This window comes from Streptomyces thioluteus, assembly GCF_039535865.1.
Genome location: NZ_BAAAXZ010000078.1, coordinates 1 through 25,986, shown reverse-complemented (window position 1 = coordinate 25,986; position 25,986 = coordinate 1). Strand labels below are relative to the sequence as shown.

The window sequence follows — 25,986 nt, the reverse complement described above, 5'->3', positions numbered from 1 at the left end:
CGATTGTCCTCAAGCGCCGACGGGCTGAAGAGCCCGTCCGGCGCTTGAGGACTTCGCCCGAAGGGCGAATGCGTACCCCTACGGCTCGACCACGACCTCCTGCGTCGCCGCCGTCCCTTCCCCCACCACCAACCCCGCATCCACCGGAACATTCCGCTTCACCAGCGCCAGCGCGATCGGCCCCAGCTCGTGATGGCGCGCCGACGTCGTCACGAAGCCAGCTGCCGCCCCTCGGGGCCGTCCGTCGCCAGGCGGACCGGCGCGCCGTGCCCGGGCAGGTGGACCTCGCTGCCGTCGAGGTGGAGGAAGACCAGCCGCCGCGGCGGCTTGCCCAGGTTCTGGACGCGGGCGACCGTCTCCTGGCCGCGGTAACAGCCCTTCTGCAGATGGACCGCCGTACCGATCAGCCCCACCTCGTGGGGGATCGTCCGGTGGTCGGTCTCCAGACCCAGCCGCGGCCGGTGCGCCTCGACGCGCAGTGCCTCGTAGGCGAGGACGCCCGCCGCGGGCGCGTGGTCGGCGGCGAACGCGCCGACAGCCGCTCGCGCGGGAGGAAGAGGTCGCGGCCGTGGGACGTCTCGCGGACGACGACGCCGTCGGGGGAGGGCGCGATCGAGCGGCCGCAGGTGGACGACCGCGAACTCGTCCGTCCGGTCGGCCACCTCCACCCGGTAGAAGAACTTCATGCTCTCCAGATAGGCGGCCAGCTCGCCCTGCGTGCCCGGCTCGACGTGCGCCCAGACCGTCTCGCCGTCGTCGACGAGGTAGAGCGCGTGCTCGATGTGGCCGTTCCGGTGAGGATCAGCGCGTCCGTCGCCTGCCCGGGCGGCAGTTCGGTGACGTGCTGGGTGATCAGCAGGTGCAGCCAGCTCAGCCGCTCGGGGCCGGAGACGGTGACCACCCCGCGGTGGGAGAGGTCGACGAAGCCGGAACCGTCGGCGAGGGCACGCTGTTCGCGGAACAGGTCGCCGTAGTGCGCGGCGACGCCTTCGTCCGGGCCCTCGGCGGGGACGGCGCCGGGCAGCGACATCAGAGGGCTCTTCGATTGACGCAGCATGCGCCCAGCCTACGACTCGGCGGAATCGGCCTCCGCCCGGCAGGAGGAGCACCGGCCGAAGATCGCGAAGTGCTTCATGTCCGTGTCGAAGCCGAATTCCGAGCGGAGCCGGGCCGTGAACTCGTCCGCCACGGACAGATCCGCCTCGATCACCCGGTGCAGTCCCGGCAGACGAGGTGTATGTGGTCGTGCCGGTCCGCGAGGTGGTACGTGGGAGCCCCGTGCCCGAGGTGGGCGTGGCTGACCAGGCCCAGTTCCTCCAGGAGCTCCAGCGTCCGGTAGACGGTGGAGATGTTGACGCCACGGCGGTCTTCCTGACCTCGGTGAGGATGTCGTCCGGCGTCGCGTGCTCCAGCCGGTCCACCGCCTCCAGCACGAGCTGGCGCTGGCGGGGTCAGCCGGTAGCCGCGCCTGCGGAGATCGCTCTGCCAGTCGGTGTGCCACCACGCTCCCAGTCTAGGTGCGCTCACGCCTCCCGGACCCCCTTCAGTAGCGGGCCAGGGCCGCGATGGCGTCGGGGTTGCGCGGGCCTCTCGACGAGGTCGACGTAGTCCAGGACGAAGATCCGCTGTGCTTGACGGCGGGGACGTCCTTCAGCGGCGGGTAGGAGAGCAGGAATTCCTTCTTCTGTTCGGCGCTCACCGCCCCGTAGTTGTTGATCACGATCACCTCGGGCCGGCGGTCCACCACCGTCTCCCAGCTCACCGTCGTCCAGGTGTCCTTGAGGTCGCCCATCACGTGGTCGCCGCCGGCCTTGGTGATGATGTCGTGCGGGCCCGCGAACGCGCCCGAGGTGACGGGCTTGTCGCGGCCGTCGTCGTAGAGGAAGACGCTCGGCCGCTTCCCGTCCTTCGGGATGCCCGCCTGCGCGTCCGCGACCTTCTTGCGGAAGTCGGCGACGAGCTTCGCCGCCCGGTCCTCCACGTCGAAGATCTTCCCGAGCGTGGTGAGGTCGGTGTACAGCGCCTCCAGCGGCGGCATCACGCCGCGCTCGTTGCCGGAGCCGCTGCGGCAGGACTCGGTGAGGACGTACGAGCCGATGCCGAGCTTCTTCAGCGACGCGGGGGTGAAGTTGTCGCCCTCGCCGAAGCCGTAGTTCCAGCCCGCGAAGACGAGGTCGGCCTTGGCGTCGAGCACCATCTCCTTGTTGATCTGCTTCTTGGAGAGCCACTTGACCTTGCCGTAGCCGTCCTTCCAGGGGACGTCCTGGCGGCTGGCGCGGTAGTCGGGGGCCACATAGCCGGCCATGTGCTTCTCCAGCCCCAGCGCGAACATGATCTCGGCGATGCCGACGTCATTGGTGACCACGCGCTGCGGGGCCTTGTCGTACGTGGTCTTCACGCCGCAGTTGGAGACGGTGACGGGGTAGTGGGCGGACGACCGGGGCTTCTCCTCCGATCCGGAGACCTTCGCGCCGCACCCGGCCAGGGCGACGACGGGGATCAGGGCAACTGCTGTACGGGCGGTTCGCATCACGGAGGTCATCACGGAGGTCCTCATCGGGGAAGGCGGTCGAAGAGCAGCTGCGGCGCCCCGGTCTCCGGGTGGGGCACCCGGTGCGCCCGTACGCCGAAGACGTCGGCCAGCAGCCCGGTGGTGAGCACCTCGCCGGGCGGGCCGGACGCGACGAGGCGGCCGCCGGCGACGACGTGCAGGACGTCGCAGTGGGTCGCGGCCAGGTTGAGGTCGTGCAGGGCGGCCAGCACGGTGAGCCCGGACTCCCGTACCAGCGCGAGGACTTCGAGCTGCTGGCTGATGTCCAGGTGGTTGGTCGGCTCGTCCAGCACCAGCACCTTCGGCTGCTGGGCCAGGGCGCGGGCGATCAGCACGCGCTGCTTCTCGCCGCCGGAGAGGGTGAGGAAGCCGCGCTCGGCGAGGTGTCCGGCGCCGACGCGCTCCAGGGCCGACGCGCAGACCTCCCGGTCCTCGGTGCTCGTCCGCAGGGCCGACCGCTGGTGCGGCAGCCGGCCCATGGCGACGATCTCGGCGACGGTGAAGTCGAATTCGCTGCCCGACTCCTGCGGCAGCGCCGCGAGCCGCCGGGCCCCCTCGCGGGCGTCGAGGGCGTGCGCGTCGTCGCCGTCCAGCAGCACCCGCCCGTGTGTGGGCCGCAGCGCGCGGTAGACGCATCGGAGCAGGGTGGACTTGCCGCTGCCGTTGGGCCCGACGATGCCGACGAACTCGCCGGATCCGACGCGCAGTTCGACGTCCCGGACCAGCCGGGCGCCGGCGATCTCGACGGACAGGTCCTCGATGTCGACGCGCATCAGGCACCCCCGAAGACGTAGCCGCGGCGGCGCATCAGCAGGACGAAGCAGGGCACCCCGATCACCGAGGTGATCACCCCGACGGGCAGCTCGATCGGGGCCAGCAGCAGCCGTGAGACGACGTCCACCCACACCAGCAGCACCGCGCCCAGCAGCGGCGCGACGGCCAGCACCCGGCGGTGGTCGGCGCCGACCAGCATCCGGGCGGCGTGCGGGACCATCAGCCCGACGAACCCGATGGCGCCGCTGACCGCGACCACGGCCCCGGTGACGGCCGCCACCATGACGAACAGCACCCGGCGCCGCCGCTCGGGGTCCACGCCCAGCGCGGAGGACGTCTCGTCGCCCATGGCCAGGACGTTCAGACCGCGGGCCGTGCGGAAGAGGTAGCCGAGGCCGAGGAGGACGGCCGCGGCGGCCAGCGGGACGGACTGCCAGCTCGCCCCGCCCAGGCTGCCCAGCAGCCACATCATCGCGGAGCGGGCCGCGTCGCCCCGGTCCGCGCTGAAGACCATCAGCGCGGTGATCGCGGAGAAGCCGTAGTACATGGCCGTACCGGTGAGCACCAGCCGCAGCGGCGTCAGCCCGTGCCGGGTGCGGGCGGCGGCGTACACCAGGGCCATGGAGGCCAGCGCCGAGAGGAACGCGGCGCTGGACAGCGCCCAGACGCCGAGCGAGCCGAGCGCGCCGAAGAGCAGCACCGTGTTGGCGCCGACGGCGGCCCCGGAGGAGATGCCGAGGACGAACGGGTCGGCGAGCGCGTTGCGGATCAGCGCCTGGGTGGCCACGCCGACGGCGGAGAGCCCGGCGCCCACCACGGCGGCCAGCAGGGCGCGCGGGAAGCGGAGTTCCCAGACGATGGTGTAGGCGGAGACCTCGTCCGCCCCGATCTCCCCGCCGGTCAGCCCCGCGCGCAGATAGCGCAGGACGTCGCCCCAGCCGATGCCCGAGGAGCCGAGCCCCACGCAGCAGAACACGGAGACCAGCAGGGCGATGCCCAGCCCGGTCACGAGGGGTGGCAGCGGCAGCCGCCGGGACGGGGGTATGGCACCGGGGGGCATGGGGTGGTTCGCCTTCGCCTCGGGCCATGGCCTGGGCGGTACGGCGTACGCACCGAGGAGCGCCCCGCGCCGCGAGGGCGCGGGGGCCTCCCCTCGCAGTCCACGGCGAGTTGTCAGGAGCCGGCGCCGCCGCGGGTGATCGGGCTCGCAAGGGGGATGCCTTGCTTACCGTTGCGGGTCAGCGCCGGACTCTCACCGGACTTCCCCCGCGGGGCGCTGTGAGCGGCCGTCGTTACGGCTGCTCGGGGTTGTACGGGGTGCCGTCCTGGCGGAAGAAGGAGACGCCGTCGGGCAGGTCGTCCGGCAGGTTCCGGGCCCACTCCTCCAGGGCGGCGACGTCGGCGGTCTTCTTCAGCTGCGCCGACATGTAGGGGCGGAGCGGCACCTCGGGGGTGGCCTTCTCGCCGACCCACATCAGGTCGCCCTTGACGTAGCCGTAGAGGCGCTTGCCGCCGGAGTACGGGCCGGACGCGGCGGTCCGCGCGACCGCGTCCGTCACGATGTCGATCTGCGGCTTCTTGTCGGCCAGCTCGCCGTACCAGACCTCGACGATGCCCTGGTCGCGGATCATGACGACCTCGACCTGGCGGTTCTTGTCGATCCGCCAGTAGCCGCTCTCGGTCTCCAGCGGGCGCACCTTGTTGCCCTCGGCGTCGAGCACCCAGCTGTGCGACGTGTACTCCAGGAAGTCCCGGCCGTCGTGGGTGAAGGTGACTTCCTGGCCGAAGTTGCACTTCTCGGAACCGGGGAAGTCGGCGACGCCCGCACCCTCCCACTTGCCGAGGAGGAAGACGAGGGGGACCAGGTCCCGGTGCAGGTCGGAGGGAATCTCGATCATGAGCTCAGACGATCTGTAGGGGTGAACAAGGAGGTCAGCGCTGGCCCTGGTACAGCTTCTTCCAGGTCAGCCCGGCGAACGCGAGAACGCCGACGGCGACCAGGACCAGCAGGGCGGTGAAGAAAGCCTCAAGCACGAGCGCGCTCCTCGGTCGGAGTGAGGGTGTTTACGGACCGGGTCGAGTCTAGTCGGAGGGGCTGCCCCCGGCTCTGTGAGGTCCGTCCCGGCCCGCGGGGAGCGCCCCCTAGAGTGACCCCATGCGGAAGAAGCTCGTGATCAAGGTGACGGCGGGCGCGGACGCGCCCGAGCGGTGCTCGCAGGCGTTCACGGTGGCGGCCGTCGCCGTGGCCAGCGGGGTCGAGGTGTCTCTCTGGCTGACCGGTGAGTCGTCCTGGTTCGCGCTGCCGGGGCGGGCGGCGGAGTTCGAGCTGCCGCACGCGGCGCCGCTGCCCGAGCTGATCGACGGGATCCTGGCGGGCGGCGGGATGATCACGGTGTGCACCCAGTGCGCGGCCCGGCGGGACATCGAGGAGAAGGACCTGATCGAGGGCGCGCGGATCGCCGGCGCGCAGGTCTTCGTCGGCGAGGTCATGGCGGACGACGTGCAGGCGCTCGTGTACTGACCGGCTATCTGTGGTCCCGGTCGTCCAGTTCGTTCCACCAGCGGTCCGACTCGGGGTCCCCGGTCTCGTCCCACCAGCGGTCGTCCGGGCCCCGGCGGTTGGCCACGACGGCGGCCACCGGCGGGATGACCATGGCCGCCAGGCACATCCCGATGGCCGCGGGCACCGACCAGAGCCGCACGACGGCCCAGGCCAGGACGAACAGTCCGATACAGGTGCCCATCATGGCGAAGTACACGTGCCGTCGCCGTGCGTACATAAGTCAACGGTACGGCGGCGAAAGCCCCGCGGCGAGGGCCGCGCCCCTGGTGGGGGGCGCGGCCCCGGCGCATGTCAGACGGCGATGGCGACCTCGGACAGGCCGCCCTTCTGCGCCACCACCGTGCGGTCGGCCGTCGCGCCCGGGACGAGCGCGCGGACGGTCCACGTGCCCTCGGCCGCGTAGAAGCGGAACTGCCCGGTCGCGGAGGTGGGGACCTCGGCGGTGAACTCGCCCGTGCTGTCCAGCAGGCGGACGTAGCCGGTGACGGGCACGCCGTCACGGGTCACGGAGCCCTGGATGGTCGTCTCACCGCTTCTGGCGGTCGAGGCGTCGGGGCCGCCGGCCTGTGCTCCACACATGATGATCCTTACGGTCGGTCTCGTCGTTGGTCGGACACAGCGTTGGTCGGACACAGCGGGGTCAGTTGGCGCCGAGCTCGATCGGCACGCCGACGAGGGAGCCGTACTCGGTCCACGAGCCGTCGTAGTTGCGGACGTTGGCCTGGCCGAGCAGCTCGTGCAGCACGAACCAGGTGTGCGCGGAGCGCTCGCCGATGCGGCAGTACGCGATGGTGTCCTTCTCGAAGTCCAGCCCGGCGTCCGCGTAGAGGGAGCGCAGCTCGTCGTCCGACTTGAACGAGCCGTCGTCGTTGGCCGTCCTCGACCAGGTGACGTTGCGGGCGGTGGGGATGTGGCCCGGGCGCTGCGACTGCTCCTGCGGCAGGTGCGCGGGGGCGAGCAGCTTGCCGCTGAACTCGTCGGGGGAGCGGACGTCGATCAGGTTGAGGTGGCCGACGGCGGCGAGCACGTCGTCGCGGAAGGCGCGGATCGAGGTGTCCTGCGGCTGCGCCCGGTACTCGGTGCGGGGGCGCTTCGGCACCTCGGCGACCAGGTCGCGCGAGTCGAGCTCCCACTTCTTGCGGCCGCCGTCCAGCAGGCGGACGTCCTCGTGGCCGTAGAGCTTGAAGTACCAGTAGGCGTACGCGGCGAACCAGTTGTTGTTGCCGCCGTAGAGGACGACGGTGTCGTCGTTGGCGATGCCCTTCTCGGACAGCAGCTTCTCGAAGCCCGCCTGGTCGACGAAGTCGCGGCGGACCGGGTCCTGGAGGTCGGTCTTCCAGTCGATCCGGATCGCGGACCTGATGTGGTTCTTGTCGTAGGCGGAGGTGTCCTCGTCGACCTCGACGATGACGGTCCTCGGGTCTCCCGCGTCGATGCGGGCCTGGATCCAGTCGGCGTCCACCAGGACGTCACTGCGGCTCATGCTGTTTCTCCTCCGGGGCAGTTGCGGTGTGCGCCGGAACGCCGTACGGCGTGCGGCGGTGGTGCGGGGAGGGGCCGTGAGCGGCCGGAAAGATGAGGGAGAGGGAGTGAACTCCCCGTCAGGAAGGGCGACACAGGGTGGCGGCCATGCGGCCGAGGTCGACTGCCCGCCGCTTCGTGAGATCCGCCTGTCGCCTCATGGTGCCGATCGTAGGGACGGTGGGGGAGATGTGTCACCGTTTCGCCGGATGCTGAGATGAAGTGTCCCGGTATGTGGGATAGATGGCACCTCCCCCGGATCGTTCTCAGCCCGCCAGGCGGACGTCCGTCCCGCCCAGCTCGATGTCGATGCCGTCGGACGCCGGGGTGACCTTCGTCAGCTTCACGCCCCGCGGCAGGCCGGTGATCTGCCGGTCGAAGTCGGTCTTCTTGCGGATCAGACCCTCCAGGCCGGGCAGGTCGTCCGGCACCTTCTCGGCGTGCACCCGCACCGTCGTGCCGTCCACCAGGCTCACCGTGGACAGGACGCTGCGCCGGACCTGGCCCATCGGCAGCGGCAGGCTGCCGGTGACCTTGACCAGACCCTGGCCGGCGGCGTCCTTTCCGCCGTAGCCGGTGGTGATCCCCATGCCCGCCCGCTTGCTCAGGTCCGCGTAGGAGATGTGGGCCGTGCCCGTGACCCGGTCGGCGACGGCCGAGGTGAAGCTGGAGTCGATCTCCCACGCCGTGCAGGGTCGTGTCGAAGTCGGTGACCTGGACCGTGTGCTCGCCCGTGCCGGCGGTGACGCCGCCGTTCAGCGAGACCTCGACCTCGTCGAGCTTCTTGCCGGCGATCTGGGTCAGGAAGGGGAATCCCTTGATGGAGACGTCCGGTGTGCCGGACATGCTCTGGCTGTCGCGTATCTTCTCCGCGACCTTCTTCTCCGCGTACCAGACCGCCGCCCGGTCGGCGGCCACGAACAGGCCCGCCAGGACCACGGCGACGATCAACAGGGTGCGTATGGCGCGCATCGGGTGACGATCCCCCAGGTTCGGTTGGCCCATTTGCCTTTCGGCGAGCCTAACCGGGAGCCCGGGGAAACCCGTCAGAACAGCATCCGGCCCACGACGTACACCGCGGGCGAGGCCAGCGCCAGCGGCAGGGCCACGCCCGCCGTCATGTGGACGAAGCGCGACGGATAGTCGTAGCTCGCCACCCGCAGGCCGGTCAGGGCGCAGGCGCCGGCCGCCAGGCCCAGCAGGGCGGCGGACGGGCCGGCGTGGACGATCTGTCCGCCCAGGACGCCCGCGCCCGGCGGCCGCGGCCAGCGCGATCACCGGTGCGGCCAGGGAGGGCAAGCGGGAGGGCCCGGGCCAGCACCGCCGCCGCGACGGGGCGAGGGCGCCGACGACCACGGCGTCCGGGTCCGCCGCCAGGTGGCCGGCCGCGAGGACGGCCAGCGCCGACGAGGCGCGGCGGTCGTCAGCCCGTACAGCCGCTCGTCCGCGCCGGCGCGGCTGCGCAGCTGGAGCACGACGACCAGCAGCAGCCAGACGCCCATCGTGCCGATCATCACCGTGGGCGCGTGCACCCGCTCGGGTGGCCCAGCAGACCGGCGTCGGCGGCCAGGCCGCCGAGGAACGCCAGCGCGATGCCCTGCCGGGCCGGCCACATCCCGTTCAGCCGGAACCAGCCCGCGGCCGTCACGCCTGGAGGAGGCACCACGGGGACGGCCAGCGCGTACTGCCCGACGTGCGCGGCGGCCGCGACGAGGACCGCGAGGACGGCCGTCAGCAGCGCGGGCCGGGAAACCGGGGGAGAGGATCTGCGGGCGGCCTCGCCCTGGCCTTCTCGGCGGCCGTCATCGGACGGGCCGGCTCCCCGGGCGCGGCGGCCGCCGGCGCGGGGACCGGCGGATGCGCGGGGCGCGGGCTCCGGCTCGTACGCGGGCGCCGCGGCGGCCTGCCGGTGCTGCGGCCAGGCGGCCTGCGCCTGGGCATGGGGCTGCGCGTGCGCCTGGGGCTGCGCGGGGCCGCCGTTAGGACGGCTCGGCCACCGGCAGCTGCTGCTGCTGCCAGGCCTGCGCGTCCCAGGTCTGCGTCTCCCACGTCTGCGTCGGCTCGTCCGCCGCAGGTGCCCAGTCCTGCCGGCCACCGGCGGACGGCCACTGCTGCTGATGCTGCGGGGCGTAGCCGTAGTCGTACGCGCCCGCCTGCGTGCCGTAGGGCTGCTGCTGGGCCTGCTGCTGTGGCGGCTGCTGCTGCGGCTCGTGCGGGGCGTACGGATCGGGGTGGGGCTGCTGGCCGTACGGATCGTACGGGTCGCGGTAGTGGTCGCTCATCGTGCCGGTTCTCACCCTCCTGCGAAGGGCGGGAGCACTTCCACGGTGCTGCTCGTGCCAGTCGGACCGTGAGTGCTCGGCGGGTGCCGCCGGGTCGCATGTCCACGTAGGTAAGGGAGCAGCTGCGTCGAGGACGCGCGTCGACTCCGGGCGCACGCTGTGAGGGGTGTGATGTAGAGGCCGCGTAGCGCTCGGGCAGAAAAATGAAGGGTAACACATGCGTCATCGTCCCGGCGCCTTCGAGCAGGCGGTCGCGGCGGGCTTAGCGAGCTCCGTCTGCCGCGGTCACGGCGCGTGTGAACTTCGGTCCGCCGGCCCAGTACCGGGATTCGCTGCCAGAGCGGTCAGGCGTCCGACGATTCGAGCAATTAGGCCCGCTGGGCCTGGATGAAACGAGGGGACGAGGGGACAAATTGCGGAGTCATCTTGTCGAGTCAAGGCCGTCAATCGCGATCAAAGCAGTTGGGTCGGGAGTAACGACTTTGAGGGTCATTGAGCCTGTTCTTAACTAATCGAGGATTGGGGTTACCTATTGTTAGTTTCCTGTTATGTTGCGTGTCGATCACAAGGCCTTCCGGTGGAATGATATAGGGGGAATATAGACTGCACACACGTGCGTACTAGTCTGCACTTTATATTGGGATTCGGATCGTGGCCCTAAGCTACCGACATTCTTCGGGTATGATATAAGCAAATAACGATAGAACGTAACAAAAGTCAAGGTCAATCCACGTCCGGTCTGTATATGCTACAACTGGGAGATTTCAAAAAAAGAAGTGGAAAGGAATGGTTATGTTATAGGGATTAGTCCTATATGTGGCGTTCGGGATAGATGCTGAGCCGATGTAAAAAAAAAAGCAGGGATTATGGTGTTTCCCGAAGATATGACCTGTGTACCGCTGCCTGTCGTGTTTGGCTATGCAGCTCTCAGGGCATGAGGACCTTGGGAGGGGGAGCTCTGAAGTAAAGAATGAATTAGGCCCAAGGAAGAATACTAATCTTCGAAGCGCTTAGGCTAGCATCAAAGCGCGACGTGGGGGGAGAGCGAGGCACTCCTTGGCCTTGCGACCTTGTGAGTGGGTGCATCAGTTTTGTTTTAAGGTTCATCTGATCTCATATGCAGCTCGTTGGAGGTTGGGGGAGTTCCAGTCATGCGCTTGCTAGTCATGTAAGGGGGGGGGGAAAGAGCACCCTGGCATGCTTATCGGTCGGTCCTATTAGTCCCATGAGCAAGAGATCCCAGAAAAAAAAAAAAATGAAGAGGAAAAAAACAATAAAATTAATATAACTAGGTCAAAAAAAAAAAAAAAATCGCAAGCTTACATTGGTAAAGCGTCAATAGCTGCTTAAATGTGTCTTTGTTGATCTCCTTTGCGTCACCTGAGTAGCTACTGATCTCAGCTCACCGTGGCGCTTCCTGATGATCGCTCGTTGCCCCGCACTGGGTGTCTTCTTACGTATTCGTTTACCTGGCTCGCATCGATGGCGCCCTGTGTACTTAACGGCGCCCGGGACAGGCGCCTTTTATGGCGCTCGTGACCGCGATCGCTGCGGGGTGCTCTCTCCGGTCTTCGAACCGGGTAGAAGCACAGGGGGGGCGCGGTGTCTCTCGCGCTTGCCGCTACGAGGTGGGACGTTTCGGGGCGCGAGAGGCGGGGGGGAAGACACTAGGAGGGGAGGGTTGGTGGGCGAACCTGGGGAGAAGGGGGGGGAGCAGACTAGAAGGGGGCGTACAGGAGGAAAGGCGGGGTGCTCCGTCATGTAAAAAAAGTATCATACGTCACTGGGGGGGGGCTCCATAGGTTGCATATGCTTACTCGAAAAAACAGGACTGACGTCATAACTCGAATCCTCGTCAGCACAGTTTCGGGCAATGCTCGCACGCATTGAGTGTCGTGCTTACGCTGATGGTCACAGGGGTCATGCCGCAACTTCAGTAGGCAAAAACAGGATGTGGGCGTTCGGCGGCGATCGTAGATGGCGTCCGTCATACGCAGGCGTGCCACATGGTCACGGCACTGCGCTGGCGAATGGCCGTGCCCGGTGCTCGCACGATCGTGGCTTCGCTGGGGGATCGTTAGTTACGAACTAGGGGGATGGTCAACGCGGCTGCGGCCGGTCTTGTGACGCCGGCGTCCAGTAAGGCGCATCAGACGACTGGTGTTGGCACTGATAAGCTTGTCGCTAGTCAGGCATGAACCAGATCGACCTGGCCATTCCCGCGTTGATCACTGCGGCCTATTTCTGTTCGCGGCGACGACCCGTGCCGCGAAGAGATCTTGGCTTATCTGCATGTCAGACTCACACGGTGAGTCTGTCTTCCTCCCGCCCTCTATCTCAAGCTAGGAGCACTACACACTAGAGGAAAGGTATTAGTCAAGTAGATCGCAGATGCATAGGAGGGCAATCGGTGTAGGTTATATAGCGAGAAACGTTCCTCGTTCCGCTGGCGGATTGGTTGTTCGCGAGGGCGGGATAGGCGCGTGATTCACGCGGATGGGCTCGGTGATCTGTTCGCAGCAGGGGCTTCAGGTCTATAGCTGCGTTTGAACGTGTCGATGCGCTATCATGTGATACGGAGGCGCCGTCGAGAAGTACCGGTCGCGCATCGTCGGCCAGATGACAAGCGTTAGTACACGCGATCGTTGGCGCATAGCAGCAACGGGGGCACGTATGCAAGCAGGGCAGGGGGGTCAGGGCCGGATCAGCGGCTAATCGTGGTCTCTGGATTTGGTGTAGTGGAAGAGGGCCCTTATCACGATTCGAGTGCGGGCGCGGTGACGCATCAGGCGTGTATAAAGGCCGATCATCTAGGGGGGCCAACATTCTAGGAAGCGCTGTCCTCGGACGTCCGGTTGGTCGATCGGCTCGGGATTTAGATCAGAGAGGCGTGCTGCTCCCGGAACTAGTCGCCGACAGCTCATTCGGGATGGAGAAGGTGACGTCAGCGACTAGGTCGAAGGGACCCTTTAGGCTGCCCGCAGGATCGCGGCATGAGCGCCATGGGTGGCCCCGTCTCGGGCGCCGTAGTCACTGGAACGGGCGCCCAGTCATGGAGCAGCGGCGATCTGGACGCTCTGACTGCGATCATGGAACGCTTCGCCGTGAGGTGAGTGATGTGAGGGCCGGTGTGTCGGCGCCTTGATTGTGCGGAGCTAGTGTTGTATTGCCAAAAACAAAGTTCGTTAGTTCTGATCGTAATGGTGGCAATTTATCGGGGTCTGTTCAGCTAGGGGAGGGCATGATAATTGCTTGTACGCGATTGTAGGGTGCTGCACTATAGCTCGCATATGGAAGGCTAGCCGGCCACGGACGGCTGATCGGCGTTGCCGTGGAGTTGTAGGGCTTCAGATGAGCCGGCGTGTTTTATGCAGGAATTAGACACGTCACCGGACACCTTACACAACTAGCGAGGGACTTCTATGCCGATACGAACTTTGATAGTCGTTTAGAACCTAGCGCGTTTCATTGGGGTGATGCCCCTGGTTTTCCTTGGTTTAACTATTCTTAGCAGCCCGGTTTCTGTCTCGATTCCTAGGCAGCTTGTACGGTTCGAGCCTGTGGGGTCGGCGGGCTCTGCCGGCTACCCGCTCAATTCACTCAGTGGACGGCGCTCACGAGGTAGCGGGATCAAAAAAAAAAATGAGAACGACAATCTTGAGAACGTGGATTAGGACGTGAGACCAAGGCGGGTGGGCTCTTGGTGTATGGCGCATGCACTACAAACGCAATGCTGTACCGGCCGATCGTCTCAGGCGGTGCCACGATTTGGCGGTACAATTGGGCTCAGCGGGCTGAGAGTATCCGGGCCAAGCGCGCGGCGCGAGCAAGGAGAGAGACGCTTGTGACCAGGCTCCGCGTAGCATAACTCAGGGTGCAATGCGGTCGGCGGCGAGCGCGCTGGCCCTATGCGCAGCGCCCGTATCGCGCATTAGCGCGGCGGCGCCGCGGAACGTCGTCGCGGGTCCAATCCAGCGGCAGCTGCTCGCGTTGCCCTCGTCAGATGGATACCGATACTGCAGCTGAGCGTCGGGACTGGTCTACCCAAGCAGCGACAGGCTGACTGTCGCCATGTCGGTTCACGAGCTAGTGTGGCCTCGACCTAAGTTGGTGCTGGCTAACGGGTACACCTGTGGCGATTGTAGTCGCGGTCCCAAGCCCTGACCGTGACTGAATGTCGCTGTAGTAGTGGTTGAGTACCGGTCACTGAGCAGCGAACAAAAAACGTTTACGTGGTGGTTCAGAGCCGGAGCCCTCCAGTCGATCGATCGATCGCGGCTGGCCAGCAGCCCGCACTCACCGATCCCTAAAGCGTCGAGGACGATGGGCAGACGGGGTCATGAAAAAAAAAGAGAGAGGGGGGGGGGGGGGGACATGTATATGCAAAACAGGACACGCTAGGTGGGGTCAGGAGGGCAGGCACGCTAGGCTTGAGGCCTAGGGGCAGGGCCAGCAACGGCATGGCCTCCTAGGTACTGGGCACAGATTGAGCGGTCCGCCAAGCGGCGGTTAGGGCGTAACGGCTAGGGGGGGGGGGGGGGGGGATTTCACCAGGGTTTTTTTTTGTATCGAGTGACGGCCTAGCGGTCCGGGGAGCCCGCAGTCGTCAATGCGTTATGTCTGAGCTAGTGGGTCTCCTGTGCCGCCGTTGGCCTGCAGATTGATCTCGAGGCTACGCGGCAACAAGCGCGCGGCGACCACAAGAGCAAATGGGCAACGCAGAGGCGTGGGGTGAGACGCAGAGCCTGCGGACGACGAGGCTATAGCAACGCGCCATGAGCAGCAGCAGGTGCAGCATGAGGCCGGTAACGGGCGGTCGAAGCCCGGGATGCATACAGGTGATTGCTCCTAAGAGGCGGCACGTGCGGGGTCATATCCGCGCTTAGATTTAGAGGACTCGGCGAGCCTAGGTCAGCATCATATATGCTCTGCAGAATGGCGTGTCTGCGTGGCGGCAGTTGGAATGCTCAGAGAAGCTTTGTCGGCCATGGCTACGACAGGCACTTCATAGGGGGGGGGGGGGCACAAAAGGGCACATCCTGCCGGGCTGATCGCCATGCGTAAGAACGAAGCCGGTGAGGGTCGCTACACGCGCCGCAGCTAGTGAGTCATAATTATAGTGTAAACTTACAATGCCGAGACCCCCGCGGACCGCTGGTGCCATGGAGTGCGATCAAAGGAGGTAAAGGGCGTAGTCGGGCGCTGGGCCGCGTATACGCGGTGGTGTCAATATTGGTTTGGCGGCGGACCAGCAGTACCGCATGAATCAAAACCTGAGGCCTTGAGCAAGTTGCCAGAGGGTACCGAAGGCCGCGGTGGCGAGGCCGCGAGCGATAGAATCCTCTTCACGGTCTGAAGGCTAGTAAGTACCGCACTCAGGTAACTCCGGCGTAGAGTGCGTGGTGCTTTACTAAGTGCGGGGCGGCCAGGCTTTTGCGGGGGTCGCCACTCATGTTCGGGGGGCTTATAGTTATGAGGTGCGGTCGCTGGCTCGTCCAGTTCACTTCCTTGAGTCGTCGTGACTTTGTCATGGGAGTGATCTATTCCAACGGGACGCCTGCGTAATTCCGCTCCCCAAGACGGATGTGCGCATCACGGCTTCAGCCGGTGAAGGCATCCGTATAACGCCAGCCGGCGCTGGCGTCTGGGGGGCCTCAGCGTTCAATAACGCGCCTGTTCGCCCGACGGCCGGTTCTGGCACAAGGGTGCCTATCGCGGTTATGGCCTTAGTTCAGAAGAAAGTGGGCAGGCGCCGCCGCACGTGATAGATGCCGAGGCAGTGCGAGGTGGGACCTATCAGGAGCGCGGCTGCTGCAACTTCATGGGGTCCAGGGTTCGAGGGTATGCTCGTTGCAGCTGCGGTAGCAGGTTTTCAGACGCAGGTCTGTAAGGCGGCGGCGGATGCTTGGTATAGCGTGTACTTGTGAGGGGGGTATCGGTGCCTGACGGTTATGCGACGGGCAGCAGCCGGCTGAGCCACGCCTTGTCAGTCGGACGCTCGGGGGCTGGCTGGTCCGCATCCATAGAGGATGACGGGACTCGTCCGAGACCTGAGACCATGGTCCCGCGTCGATGGGCTGCCCCCTTCAGACTCGGGTAGATCGCGCAGGCGGCTGGACACATAGGGGGGGGGGGGCCCAGGGCCCAATCTCTCTGTCAATGCCCTCATACGCTGGCTCCGGCTGCGCTCGCGGGCCTTAGCGGGGCGCGGGCTGTTGCCGTAGGCGGTAGCGAGGCTGGAAGTGTCACTCATACTCAGCAGTCGTAGAGAGCCCCCCGAGACACTGCTAGGGGGGGGCCCGTGCCCGCTGGGGCCCGCGAATGCTTGTGGTGGAGCCATTGGCAGCTCACGGGCGGTCCTGCGCGACGTCCTAGACGCGCTCCATGCGGGTGGCAGAGGCTATCCGACTTATCCTTTGTTTGCGACGAACTGCTTAGCCGATCCAGCCGTATGAGCTGGCGGCGTGTCTCTTAATGATGCCTAGAGCTAGTCCGGCGTCGGGACGCTGCTTCTGCGGCCCGCGAGTGTACGTCGTGGGCAGTCGGTATGGCATGGCGTTCGACACCAAATAACAGTGGAACAGTCAAACCTCAGCAAAAGAAGAAATGGCGATAAGACGTGGGTTTTCGAAAGGTAAAAAAAAAACAGGGGCATAGGCCGTGATGATCTAAGTCGAGAACGCTGTCAGACTGGTGCCAAGCCTACACCTCCAGAGAGCTAAATTGACGAAGCGCCCTTCAATGCTATGTTCCGTCAACGTACGGGTCTAATGAACTCGGCTATATCCTAGTGAAAATAACCGTCGACTGCTGTCAGTTGTCAAGGGGGGGGGGAGAACTTGCATATTATTCGGGGAGCCAGGGGCACAAAAAAAAAAAAAAAATTAGGTTAATCAGTTATGAACAGGCTGTAGCCCGTAAAAGAACAAGTGGTGCAGTACCGAACTTTTCGTGTTGCTAGCCCTCAAAAGCTACTGCGAGTGTATGTGTTTACGATTAGGAGGCTTACGTACAGTCGCAGAGTACCTAACTTATTGTCCTAGCTTCGATCCGGTCCGTAGGGGTCCAGGATCCGTGTGGGCGTCTGGACGCACTTTGCTGGGAATCTTCATGCTTAGGTGTTGCATCCTTCTCATGGCAGAACACTGTCTACTAGATTCATTCGAGCTCGAAAAGGCAAGTTTGTTAAGGTTTCATCCGACGAGGACCTATGTGTCGGATTAAGAAGCAGTTGGCTCTAATTATCGGCATAGTATGGAACACCAAGGTCCGCATGCAGCGGTGCTCAGACGGTCATAACCGCACAAAAAACACATCCCGTGGTCGCGACTTGTGCGCTATATGCAGCCCTCTAAGTAGCGGTGCCCTATGGTCTCTGAGACCGTACACTGGGCCATGGGATTGATCAGACGAACGACTTGCACGTGCGTGGAAGTTTTATCTCTTACATCTGGCAGCACTGTGCTTAGGCATCGCTTCGGGCGTCGCCCGCAGCGGTAGACCTGGTATCACCTACGGGCTACGGGCGTTTGATCAGTCTATGCAAAGTTTCTTAGCCGTCGTTTTAGACACGCGCATGATACTGGCTAATCTACCGATGTATAACGCTCATTAGGGCAGCCTAGCGGCGCATGTGACTATTTGGGGCCATGACATAGTCGCTAAAAACACGCCTACCGGGATGGTTAATTAGGTACGCACACACCGCGTTCAATCTATATTCTTACGTGGCGCACGTGAGAAGTCCAATGGGTCACCTCAATAGCGCATGAGCAGTAGGTTGCGTAGTCGTTCATGTCGCGCTCGAAGGGGGGCTTACGAGTGGGGGGGGGGGGGGGGATGCGCGATCAAATGATGGCCGCAATCGCTAGTCGGGTCGTGCTGGATAGGAACTCGAACAGTGTAGACCTGTGGGGGGGGGGGGGTGTCAGGCATGTCTTCACTGGAATCTGTAGCAGCGTATTCACGTGTGTCGTGCCTGGGGGTGCTTTACCACCAAAAAAAAAAAAAAAAACCGACCAAAAGGCGTAGCATATCCTGTGGGGGGGACCTAGCCGATAGGACAGATCCATGACCCGCGGAAGTTGCTGAGTGTAGCATGCTGTATTTGCTGCCCCGCAGCAGTGTTCGGAAAGATGACCTCAACTGTAGAACAAGAAACAGCCGAAGGCTCTGCTTTTCAGTACCCGAGCAGATTCACTTTCGAACAAGAACAGCCGACTCATCTTGCAGCGCGGCGCAGGGGGGGGGGGGGTGAGCTGGCAGGTTTTACGGCGAAGGTCAGACTGCCGGTCATCCGGTGGTCGCCGCAAGTTCGTGTCGAAGTCTAAGGATGCTACATCTTGCCAAAAAAAAAAAACAGTAGCACTGCGTGTAGCGTGGGTGCCGTGGGAGAAGGGGGGGGGGGGTACCACTCTCGTTTATGCGAGCCGGATGACACACAGGAGCCTTGAGCTTGGGGGGGCACGATGTCAATTGGCTCCGGTCCTTAAGGATGCAGAATAGCGATCCATCTTGGGGGGTATTGCGCTGGAGCAGGTCTTTAGGGGATTAAGTTAACCTGCGATTATAGCCATGTGAAAAAAAATAACCTTGTACGCTTGACGCACTCTTTACCCTTCAGAAGGTTCATGGTCTTAACCGATACCACCTAAGGTATGAAGTGAAAACTTGGAGTACCGATGCCGGTAAGAGCGACTCGGCCTGACGAATCAGTGCTATACGAGCTGAGCACAGCTGTCTCCAAAACATCAAAAAAAAAAAAAACGGCGGCCCGCAGTTATGATGGGGGCCCAGTGGTGTATGCAACCGTGTAGCCGATTTGCCCCCACTGAACCTGGGGGGGGGGGACGCTGTTATGTAGTCCAAACAATATACATGAGGGCGGGCGTAATCAGTTTCACGGTAAGAACGACGACCACAGCGGCTAGTCGGTTAAAAGCGATGACTATGGGGTCATGAAACGTTTTCGATGGACGGGCTGACACTAACCCGAACTATCCGTAAGCCCTCGAAATAGACGAAAGGGAAGATGGGGGGCGAGGCCATTAAGGTGCAGGCTGCTTATCATGGAAGAGATCGATGGTGACAGCGGCATTTCGAATGAAAACGTACCAAACATGGGGGGGGGATTTGGCCAAGTTCCTAATAGTGTCCTTACAGTATGTGAAATACGGCACACCTCCAGTCGGATTGTTACCCTCCCCTTCCCCCGCTCGGATCCCCCTCCAAACTTTCCTCATCGGGGAGGACTTTCCCTCACTGCCTGCCTTCGGGCCGTCAAGATGCTAGTTATGGCGCCTCCTTTGATTAAGAAGCATCGCTAGTCTTTGATGCTGTGGCGGCTAGGGTTTAGGCCTACAATGTTCCTCTGGGGGGGGGTTCCCTCCACGTTAGAATTGTGTATGGCTCCTGAAGTACGTAACGACACAGGCAATTCGAATCTCATATCTGTTGCAGCTCTGTGAGATACTATGCGCTTGAAGTAGACAGGGGGTATGAGCCGGTTGCCCGTATGATGACGCTACACACGTGTCGATTGATTGCTCACTCGTTAGTACCTCGGAAAATATGCTAAATAACGTGCTTACGCCACGCAAATCGAGTCGCTTGGGAGCAGGCGTGAGCGAAGGGGACGTGCTATGTCGTCCGTCATGCTGTAGCGTCGTTATGCAGGTAGTCGACATTCGTGGTTCATGCTCTGGAATGTGTCTGGACATTATGTCAATTACCTTGTTAACATCATTGCTGTATGCCGGGCGAATAATGTCGCATTGCGTAGAATACCGGATGAATGCAAACTGTACGTCGGAACACTTCGGAGACTCACGATGGAGCTCGGGTACATGCTTGCGGCGCCGCCGTTATCTTCTCCGATCTTTCTACGACACAGGAGCTAATCGCAGCCGTCTAGATGCAGCTGGGGCATTGTAGTACCCGTCACTTTCTGTGGCCCTGATGTCTAATCGATTTCGCCTGACGGAGTGAGTTAGGTATGAGTGTGGCCAAATGTATCGCAAGTTACCGTGTGTGCCCTACGTAAGTCGACGTTGCCTGCAAGCACAATTCGTGAATTCGCAGCCAAGGTGCCGTCCGTGGAATGACAGCAGCCTGTGAAGGGCTCAGGCTAGGACCAAGGATGGCGCAGAGCTCGTGGCGGTGCGGGGGGCTTTAAGTGCGCATGGCAAGTAGGGATCTTGAACGGGTACGTCGTCGACATGTACGCTGGTTAAGACCAATATAATGCACATGTGTAATTGTCGTGCCCGTATTGATCCAGCAGTACGTGGACCGGATACGCAAGGCGCGCATCGACGCTGGTTCTGAACTCGCGGGCGCGGGGGGACTCCAATGTAATCCAGCAACGATAGGTGGAGTCTCGTCCTAGTGATACAGAGCGCGCGGGGCACAGAAAAAGCTCAATGCAGACTGGTATCGATTCGTCCTGCTCGCCCTCCGACGAGTTTCACTCTTGCGGCAGGCTTAGGCTCATGTCTCCACAATTTTATTCTCATAAAAAAAAGGCGCCATTGCACCCCTGTCGGCGGGGATCATACCGTGCTTCGCAGTGGAGCAGGCATGCGTGCTAGCGTCAAAAAAAAAAAAAAAAAAAAAAAAAAAATAGTAGTTACTAAATGCCTGTCGAACCAACTCTTCCCATCGCTATAGCTAATTCGTCCAATAAGGCTGCCGTAGACGTTAGACGGCCCGAACCGACAGGTTAGCGGAGCTGCGTAGATCCAGTCACGGTCTTTGGTGTCAGACCAGTCAAAGACTAGAAAACAGCGAACACATGTCGCGAGACTCGCGGCTCCGGCTCGAGTGGGGTTTGTAATACGCGCCCTTCGTAACTAGCATCGGATACGGTAAGCCGGGCGTAGTGACTAGAAGCTCAAAAGCCCGATGGAGAAGAAAAGGAAAGAAAAAAGATGCACTTCTGTCGTACTTTAACTTCTAGCCCTTGCAGGCTATGTCGGCACGTTTTTCCCAGTGCGGATGCGTTGGCGTGCTCTTCGCTGGTACTACACCTGGTTCAGTAGGTGCCTACCGGAGGGGTATGGGCGAGCAGTTTAGTGGGCTGCTGCGTAATCCTGCAGCAACTGACGTATCCTGAGCAATCGTGTGGGAAACCGCGGCGCAGCTTGTGGAGCCGGAAAAGTTTTTACCGTTGATCTGTCCAAAGGGTGGGCTTGCGGTCAAGGTGGGGTAGCATCCTGTACTGCCATTTGCCGCGGCAAAAAAAAAAAACTGCGACGCCCGCTGTGTCCTGACCATATCGACCTGTGTGCGAAGTCACCATCGTGACGTATTAGGAGGCAGCGGACCGTAAGGTCATTGGCAATGCCTTACTATTGGATGGATGGAGCATATGGCAATCCTTGAGCTGCTAGGCAAGAGACGCCTTTGTCTGACCGCTGCAGAATGGCTGTCTTAGTAAAGACGTAACCTATCCATGGGCTCCGACAGTGTACTGGACGTCAGAACGCTCAGAGTCTACGGGCGTCGCAAGTATCGCGGCAACATACGCTACAGTTTGCCAGCCATAAATGTTTTGGATGCAAAGCAGCGGGCGTATGTTCCAATATGGAGTGAACATTGTTGCGGCACAACAAGTTGATCCGTTGTCGGTTACACGCGCTTATCCGCAGTAAGGGCGATCAGTCCAGTCTCAGGCCGTTCGGCATATTCATGAGTTATGCGGCTTGGTGTCTTCGTCACGTCAAGTGTCGATTCTAATACGTGCGAGCTCCGCATCAGTCGGTACAGGCGTGACAACGCTCATAAGCACAGGAGTCTAACGTGTCGGCAGGCGGTGCGCTGTTAAATTTGAATGTCTAGCTGCATTTTAACTCAGAGGCACTGAAAGTGGTTCGTCACAACATAGTGCGACAGGCAACTCAGGAGCCCCAGAGGCCGGCATAACAGGTAGGTTTGTTTGGCAGCAGGATCAAAGGGGTAAAGTATGTCCGTGTCCACACAATCTACGGGCCGTGCCTAACTTATGACTTATCCGCATAAGGAGCCGTAAAGCTACTCACATTCTGATGTGACGTTTGATTCTTGGCCGTCGGTGCGAGGTCCTAGCTACGAAGGCTAAGCGGCGGTGATTAAGTATGTGGGCTCGCGACTCTCGTTATGTACATGACTTTAAGCTGTAACCTAATGTATCAGCACTTTGTCCGCATCCCACTTAAAGGCCTATGGTTGTAGGCTGTGGTTCTGTTGCCAGCCCACTAATGGATGGGTCTAGCGGCCTCGTATCTCCAAGCTACTTGATAGCTCGTAGCGCGTGCCTGGCCGTCCGTGTCGCGTGCATAATCATCAGTCGGCTGGCCGGCGCGTTCGGCTCTATCCGGGGTTTACTTAGCTGGCCTGTCTGGGGGGGGGGGGGGGGCCATTATTGTGGAGCCAATTCCCGTGTCATCCGAGTGTGGACTCCAGCCGATCTGTGGCGCCAACCCGTCGCGGGTGGTAACCACTGCGGCTAAGGAGTACTGCGGCCATACGAGGATCTGCGGGACTCATCTATGCGGACGGTTCGAGACGGGTCGTCAAGTTGTGAACATGACTTGGTATGGTCAGAGACGGACGTGTTACAAGTATTAGCCAGGACTCAGTAGAGCAGTACAGACCGCGCAGGGGGCGTAGTGTAAGTGTGGGCATCGCGTCGTTCTTGGCCAGAGCGTGGTCTGCCCGCTCTATTGCATGAAACGAATGGTACTCTGCAGTGCCGACTGCGATGAACATGCAGATTGCGCTTAGGGCAGCTGGAGGCAAGCTAATAGGCATCATGGTATACAGGGTCATTGTGCATACCCCTCGAGTAGTCATAAGCTCGCGCGGGTGCATACACCTAGTGAGTGCATACCTTCCACCGGCGCGGCGTTCGTTTCCTACCATTAGAATGCTTCCATCAAGTGGGCGAGTCAGGCTCTTCTCAGGCGGCAGGTTGCGACGGTCGGTTGCGTGCAGCTCGATACAACCTTTAGGCTGGTCCAGGGGCCGTTAGCCTAGTGCTGTACCTACGAGACACAGGGGGGATGCGCCAGCGGGGACAACAGAGTATTGCACATCCCTACTCGACTACCCTGGTATGCGGTGGACATTCGCTGGCTCTACAGGGTCATAGACCGGGGGCGCCACCGAATCGATTTATCGGCTGGCTAGCAGGTAGCACTATACGTACGGACTCCAGGTGGCGGCGGATTCCGTCATGTGCGCGCGCGCCTGCTAAGTGCCACCTGGGAGCGTGCACTGAGCTTCTTCCGCGATGGGCAGTGTTGGGCATACTCTAGGGGGTGCGGCATTCGGCGCGGGCAGGGCGCGTCGGTAGTGACAGATCTCGTACCTGCAATACACTTGGCATAGCACTCTGTGAGAAGCCGGTGCGAGGGCAGCGCATGTTCCGGTGTTGCCGAAGCGTAGTACTGTCTGACCCCGGTGTTCCGTATATCAACTTACCCCTCGACGTGAACCTTGACGCGAGAGTGACGGCGCTTCTTTGCTTGAGCTGGCTCTCTTTGCATCGCTCGCGCCTGGGAGCTGTTGCTGGTCGCGCTCCAATGGCGTTTGCACTCAGCGTTATCGCCGGGCGTGAATCCTGGATAGAATGCTAGTTTTTGAGCCAGGTCGGGCCTACGCGCATACGACCCTCCGCTTGATCGAGTGCAAGAGTATGAAATTTCGTGCCCTACGAGATCGTCATGAGGCGCTCAATGATCGTAGCTATTACCTATAGATCCGTGACCAATGGCACGGGCGGGACTTCCAGTGGTGTCCCCTAACATTCCTTCGTATCTTCGCTCCCGTAAGTTGGGGTATGGGGTCTGCGGGCGTCGGGCGCAGACTTCCAGTGTGCGTCGCGGTTGCCGGAGTATGGCAAGTGTGCAAACTTCGGATGCCTACGGAAGTCACCTATCAGGCCTGCACGGGACGGTCCGAGGACGCATATCTTGGAGTATCGATACGGTAGGTCGGGCAGCAGATCTGGGTGCTGGGACGCACAGAGGGCCGTGGAGGCAATTACTATGAGGTGGGCGCAGCCGGCAATATGGCTTCGAAGAGACGCCGAGGTGGGCTGGCTATCTGGCAGGATCCCGTACAAGAGATACCGAGCGGCCAAGGTTCGATAGAGTGCTTTTCTAAAGAGATGAGGCCAGCCTGTCGCTAGAGTGGCATCAGATTCGTGAGGTGCTGGTGATAGCGGCGCGTAAGCGAGTCTTCGGTGCCGTGACATAGTAAGACCGCCGTCACGGTCTGGCACGTTATCGACTGATACGTTTCGACGGAGCGCGTCGCGCTCAGGTTCTTGACTGCGCCGCGTCGGCGTCGCTTTAGTACTCCGGCGGGCAATGGCGCGCTCTTAGGCGGCTAGTCTGGAAGGGCGTCATATAGAGGCTTGGGTACTGCTGATATTTGTGGAGTTTGCGAGAACTGTGTGAGATAAGGGACTATATTGAGCGGGGGTCTGAGGGTAAAACCCGCAAGGCGGACGCACTGGCAGCGGCGGAGTAGAAAACTATATGAGCGAAGCCAGGGGGAGCGACTACTAGGGAGCAACAACAGGATCTGCACAGCGAACCAAGAGTACGTCAGAGACCTCCACAACCGCCCTCACCACGCAACAATTAGCTTGTAGCGCTCTAACGACCGGTGACACCGCCGAAAAGAAGTAAAAGAACCAGGAGAAGCCCCTTAAACCACTACCAGAGACTACTGAGAAACACGAAACTGGGGCCACCAGACGTGTGGCCAGCTACAAAAAAAATGCGTGCGTCTAACACTGGTCGTGGCGGCAGGCTGTACAAGAAGCTACCGCCGTACGGTCGGTCCGGGAGCCTGGAGCGAGGTGGGGGCCGATTGCATTCGGGCATTGCGGGGCCAGCGATATCAAAGAATCAAGGTAGGAGATGGTGCAACATAAAGGGACCGAAGATGACCGCTGTGAGCAGCCTTCTAGGACCGGAAGGACATCATGGATAGACCTAGGATCTCATCTTGAGCCGGGTCGTCTTTTTTTGACTTTGCGACTTGCGATGCTCTTACCCTGGATCTGGGCCAGGGATGGGCTCCGTGGGTCGTAGCGCCACGTTCGGGTATCTCGAGAGCAAACGAGTGCCAGTGGAGTCCACTTACTGTATCGGGGCCGCGCTTCTCACGTAGGGGCGGTTAGTAGACTATCTCAGACTTAGCTACGCTCACCGCTGGGTCGGTATTTAGTCCGCTTGTAGAGTGGCGCAGTGTCGCTGACGGCTGCTATAACGTGGTGTAGAGTCAAGGGGCTAATTCTTTAGGGCCCTTCTTCAGGCGTGGGACGGCGTCCGAGAAGCAAGTATCGATAGTGTTTGAGGATATACTAAGACGTCCGCGGGACCTGGGAATCGCTCGTGCTGCCTTGGGGGAGCTACGATCTTTCGAGCTGTCATATGTCGGACATAGTCGATACGTTGAGGTGGATAGCGTGGCCGCCGGCAACTGCTAGCTCAGTTGTTGCCTGGTTCGCTGGAGAGGGCAGCATCGGGCGCTCCATGCGGTGCTGCAGTTTACAAGATACGTAACTATTGATGTCTAGCCACTTAAATATGTCCGTTAGCTTTGACCACGCTAATAGCGCGACTAATGAAGGCGAAGGAGGGGCGACCACTACTGATGAGGCTGGTGCGCCAAAAGCAGAGATAGTGGGCATGGCATACGCACCATTTGGATCTTTCGAGCGGTCTGGATCTCGCTCGGCCCCAGTCGTGAGCCCTGGTGGGGCTGAGGCATGAGTTGTCGCGTGCTCTAACGGCTTGTCATCCGTGTTGCTGCTGGGCGTGAGGGTGCTGGCTCTTTTACTCGGGCATCGGTTCTGGCGGCGTACGTCCTGTGCGCGCTGTTTATGTCCGTGCGCGCCGTTGGGCGCTCACGAGCGGCCGGGGGCGGGGTAGATCAGTGAGCTGGACCATGAGGTTCGTTCTCGCGTTGCTTACTGATTGACCATGTCGTTCTGCCGGTGAAGCCTTGCGCGCCGATGCCCGCTGCTGGGGGGTCTCTGCACAGATCTGGTCGGGGGGGGGGTTACGGGCGGTACAAGGTCCGGCTCACGGCAAGATCGCTCAGCTATCGGCGGCGGTCAGTGGGCTTCTTTTTACCGGCCTTTAGACCAAATGACGCTCTTTTCTGCGATTTATGCCGCAAAGACAATAAGTGGCGGCTTTTCTATTGAGGAGCCGCCGCGTTTACGTCCTCTGATGTGTCATCCTGCCCTAACTCTTGCGATTGAGGCCGGGGGTCTGCGAGTGCGGTCGCAAACATAG

At 61.9% G+C, this 25,986-nt stretch carries 11 protein-coding genes, 4 pseudogenes and 1 riboswitch; of the genes and pseudogenes, 1 reads left to right on the top strand and 14 read right to left on the bottom strand.

Annotated elements, in window-relative coordinates:
• Positions 1–78: 78 nt before the first annotated feature.
• From ygfZ to ABD794_RS10035, 6 genes and pseudogenes are all read right to left on the bottom strand, one after another.
• Positions 79–1,057 (bottom strand): annotated as a pseudogene (gene ygfZ / locus ABD794_RS10060) (CAF17-like 4Fe-4S cluster assembly/insertion protein YgfZ).
• 9 nt (positions 1,058–1,066) lie between these two features.
• A pseudogene (locus ABD794_RS10055) lies at positions 1,067–1,512 on the bottom strand (Fur family transcriptional regulator).
• A 31-nt stretch (positions 1,513–1,543) separates the two neighbouring features.
• Positions 1,544–2,542, bottom strand: a pseudogene (locus ABD794_RS10050) (ABC transporter substrate-binding protein).
• Positions 2,543–2,553: 11 nt separating this feature from the next.
• On the bottom strand, positions 2,554–3,324 hold the full coding sequence (locus tag ABD794_RS10045) for an ABC transporter ATP-binding protein (RefSeq protein WP_344962496.1): 771 nt from the start codon (positions 3,322–3,324) through the stop codon (positions 2,554–2,556).
• Positions 3,324–4,385, bottom strand: a complete 1,062-nt coding sequence (locus tag ABD794_RS10040; RefSeq protein WP_344962493.1) for a FecCD family ABC transporter permease — start codon at positions 4,383–4,385, stop codon at positions 3,324–3,326. The genes ABD794_RS10045 and ABD794_RS10040 overlap by 1 nt, the downstream gene beginning before the upstream one ends.
• Positions 4,386–4,498: 113 nt before the next feature.
• Positions 4,499–4,640: riboswitch (cobalamin riboswitch) on the bottom strand.
• Positions 4,618–5,223 (bottom strand): heme-binding beta-barrel domain-containing protein, encoded by a 606-nt coding sequence (locus ABD794_RS10035; RefSeq protein ID WP_344962492.1) that lies wholly within the window; start codon positions 5,221–5,223, stop codon positions 4,618–4,620. (Overlaps the previous riboswitch by 23 nt.)
• Before the next feature lie 257 nt (positions 5,224–5,480).
• Between ABD794_RS10035 and ABD794_RS10030 the strand changes: the two genes are divergently transcribed.
• Positions 5,481–5,846 (top strand): DsrE family protein, encoded by a 366-nt coding sequence (locus ABD794_RS10030; RefSeq protein WP_344962490.1) that lies wholly within the window; start codon positions 5,481–5,483, stop codon positions 5,844–5,846.
• A gap of 4 nt (positions 5,847–5,850) precedes the next feature.
• On the opposite strand, the gene ABD794_RS10025 is transcribed toward ABD794_RS10030, so the two are convergent.
• The 8 genes and pseudogenes from ABD794_RS10025 to ABD794_RS09990 all read right to left on the bottom strand — a co-directional run bounded on the left by ABD794_RS10025 (position 5,851) and on the right by ABD794_RS09990 (position 9,691).
• Positions 5,851–6,105 carry a DUF3099 domain-containing protein gene (locus ABD794_RS10025; protein ID WP_344962487.1) on the bottom strand — a complete coding sequence of 85 codons (255 nt, stop codon included), beginning with the start codon at positions 6,103–6,105 and terminating at the stop codon, positions 5,851–5,853.
• A gap of 74 nt (positions 6,106–6,179) precedes the next feature.
• Positions 6,180–6,467 carry a DUF1416 domain-containing protein gene (locus ABD794_RS10020; protein ID WP_344962485.1) on the bottom strand — a complete coding sequence of 96 codons (288 nt, stop codon included), beginning with the start codon at positions 6,465–6,467 and terminating at the stop codon, positions 6,180–6,182.
• A gap of 61 nt (positions 6,468–6,528) precedes the next feature.
• Entirely contained in the window at positions 6,529–7,371 is an 843-nt protein-coding gene (locus ABD794_RS10015) for a sulfurtransferase (protein ID WP_344962484.1), read from the bottom strand.
• Positions 7,372–7,675: 304 nt separating this feature from the next.
• Positions 7,676–8,017 (bottom strand): LmeA family phospholipid-binding protein, encoded by a 342-nt coding sequence (locus ABD794_RS10010; protein ID WP_344962522.1) that lies wholly within the window; start codon positions 8,015–8,017, stop codon positions 7,676–7,678.
• A 124-nt stretch (positions 8,018–8,141) separates the two neighbouring features.
• Positions 8,142–8,381, bottom strand: a pseudogene (locus ABD794_RS10005) (LmeA family phospholipid-binding protein); the annotation flags it as partial.
• 302 nt (positions 8,382–8,683) lie between these two features.
• Positions 8,684–8,941, bottom strand: coding sequence for a hypothetical protein (locus ABD794_RS10000; RefSeq protein WP_344962483.1), 258 nt, complete (start codon positions 8,939–8,941; stop codon positions 8,684–8,686).
• Positions 8,923–9,075: a hypothetical protein gene (locus ABD794_RS09995; RefSeq protein WP_344962481.1), complete on the bottom strand. Its 153-nt coding sequence runs from the start codon at positions 9,073–9,075 to the stop codon at positions 8,923–8,925. Before ABD794_RS09995 ends, ABD794_RS10000 begins: the two co-directional genes overlap by 19 nt.
• Positions 9,076–9,388: 313 nt before the next feature.
• Positions 9,389–9,691 carry a hypothetical protein gene (locus ABD794_RS09990; protein ID WP_344962479.1) on the bottom strand — a complete coding sequence of 101 codons (303 nt, stop codon included), beginning with the start codon at positions 9,689–9,691 and terminating at the stop codon, positions 9,389–9,391.
• Positions 9,692–25,986 lie beyond the last annotated feature (16,295 nt).

What these genes read in the sequence shown, in the direction of transcription:
- ABD794_RS10045 (WP_344962496.1), bottom strand. Translation starts at nt 3,324, where the DNA reads ATGCGCGTCGACATCGAGGACCTGTCCGTCGAGATCGCCGGCGCCCGG.
- ABD794_RS10040 (WP_344962493.1), bottom strand. Translation starts at nt 4,385, where the DNA reads ATGCCCCCCGGTGCCATACCCCCGTCCCGGCGGCTGCCGCTGCCACCC.
- ABD794_RS10035 (WP_344962492.1), bottom strand. Translation starts at nt 5,223, where the DNA reads ATGATCGAGATTCCCTCCGACCTGCACCGGGACCTGGTCCCCCTCGTC.
- ABD794_RS10030 (WP_344962490.1), top strand. Translation starts at nt 5,481, where the DNA reads ATGCGGAAGAAGCTCGTGATCAAGGTGACGGCGGGCGCGGACGCGCCC.
- ABD794_RS10025 (WP_344962487.1), bottom strand. Translation starts at nt 6,105, where the DNA reads ATGTACGCACGGCGACGGCACGTGTACTTCGCCATGATGGGCACCTGT.
- ABD794_RS10020 (WP_344962485.1), bottom strand. Translation starts at nt 6,467, where the DNA reads ATGTGTGGAGCACAGGCCGGCGGCCCCGACGCCTCGACCGCCAGAAGC.
- ABD794_RS10015 (WP_344962484.1), bottom strand. Translation starts at nt 7,371, where the DNA reads ATGAGCCGCAGTGACGTCCTGGTGGACGCCGACTGGATCCAGGCCCGC.
- ABD794_RS09990 (WP_344962479.1), bottom strand. Translation starts at nt 9,691, where the DNA reads ATGAGCGACCACTACCGCGACCCGTACGATCCGTACGGCCAGCAGCCC.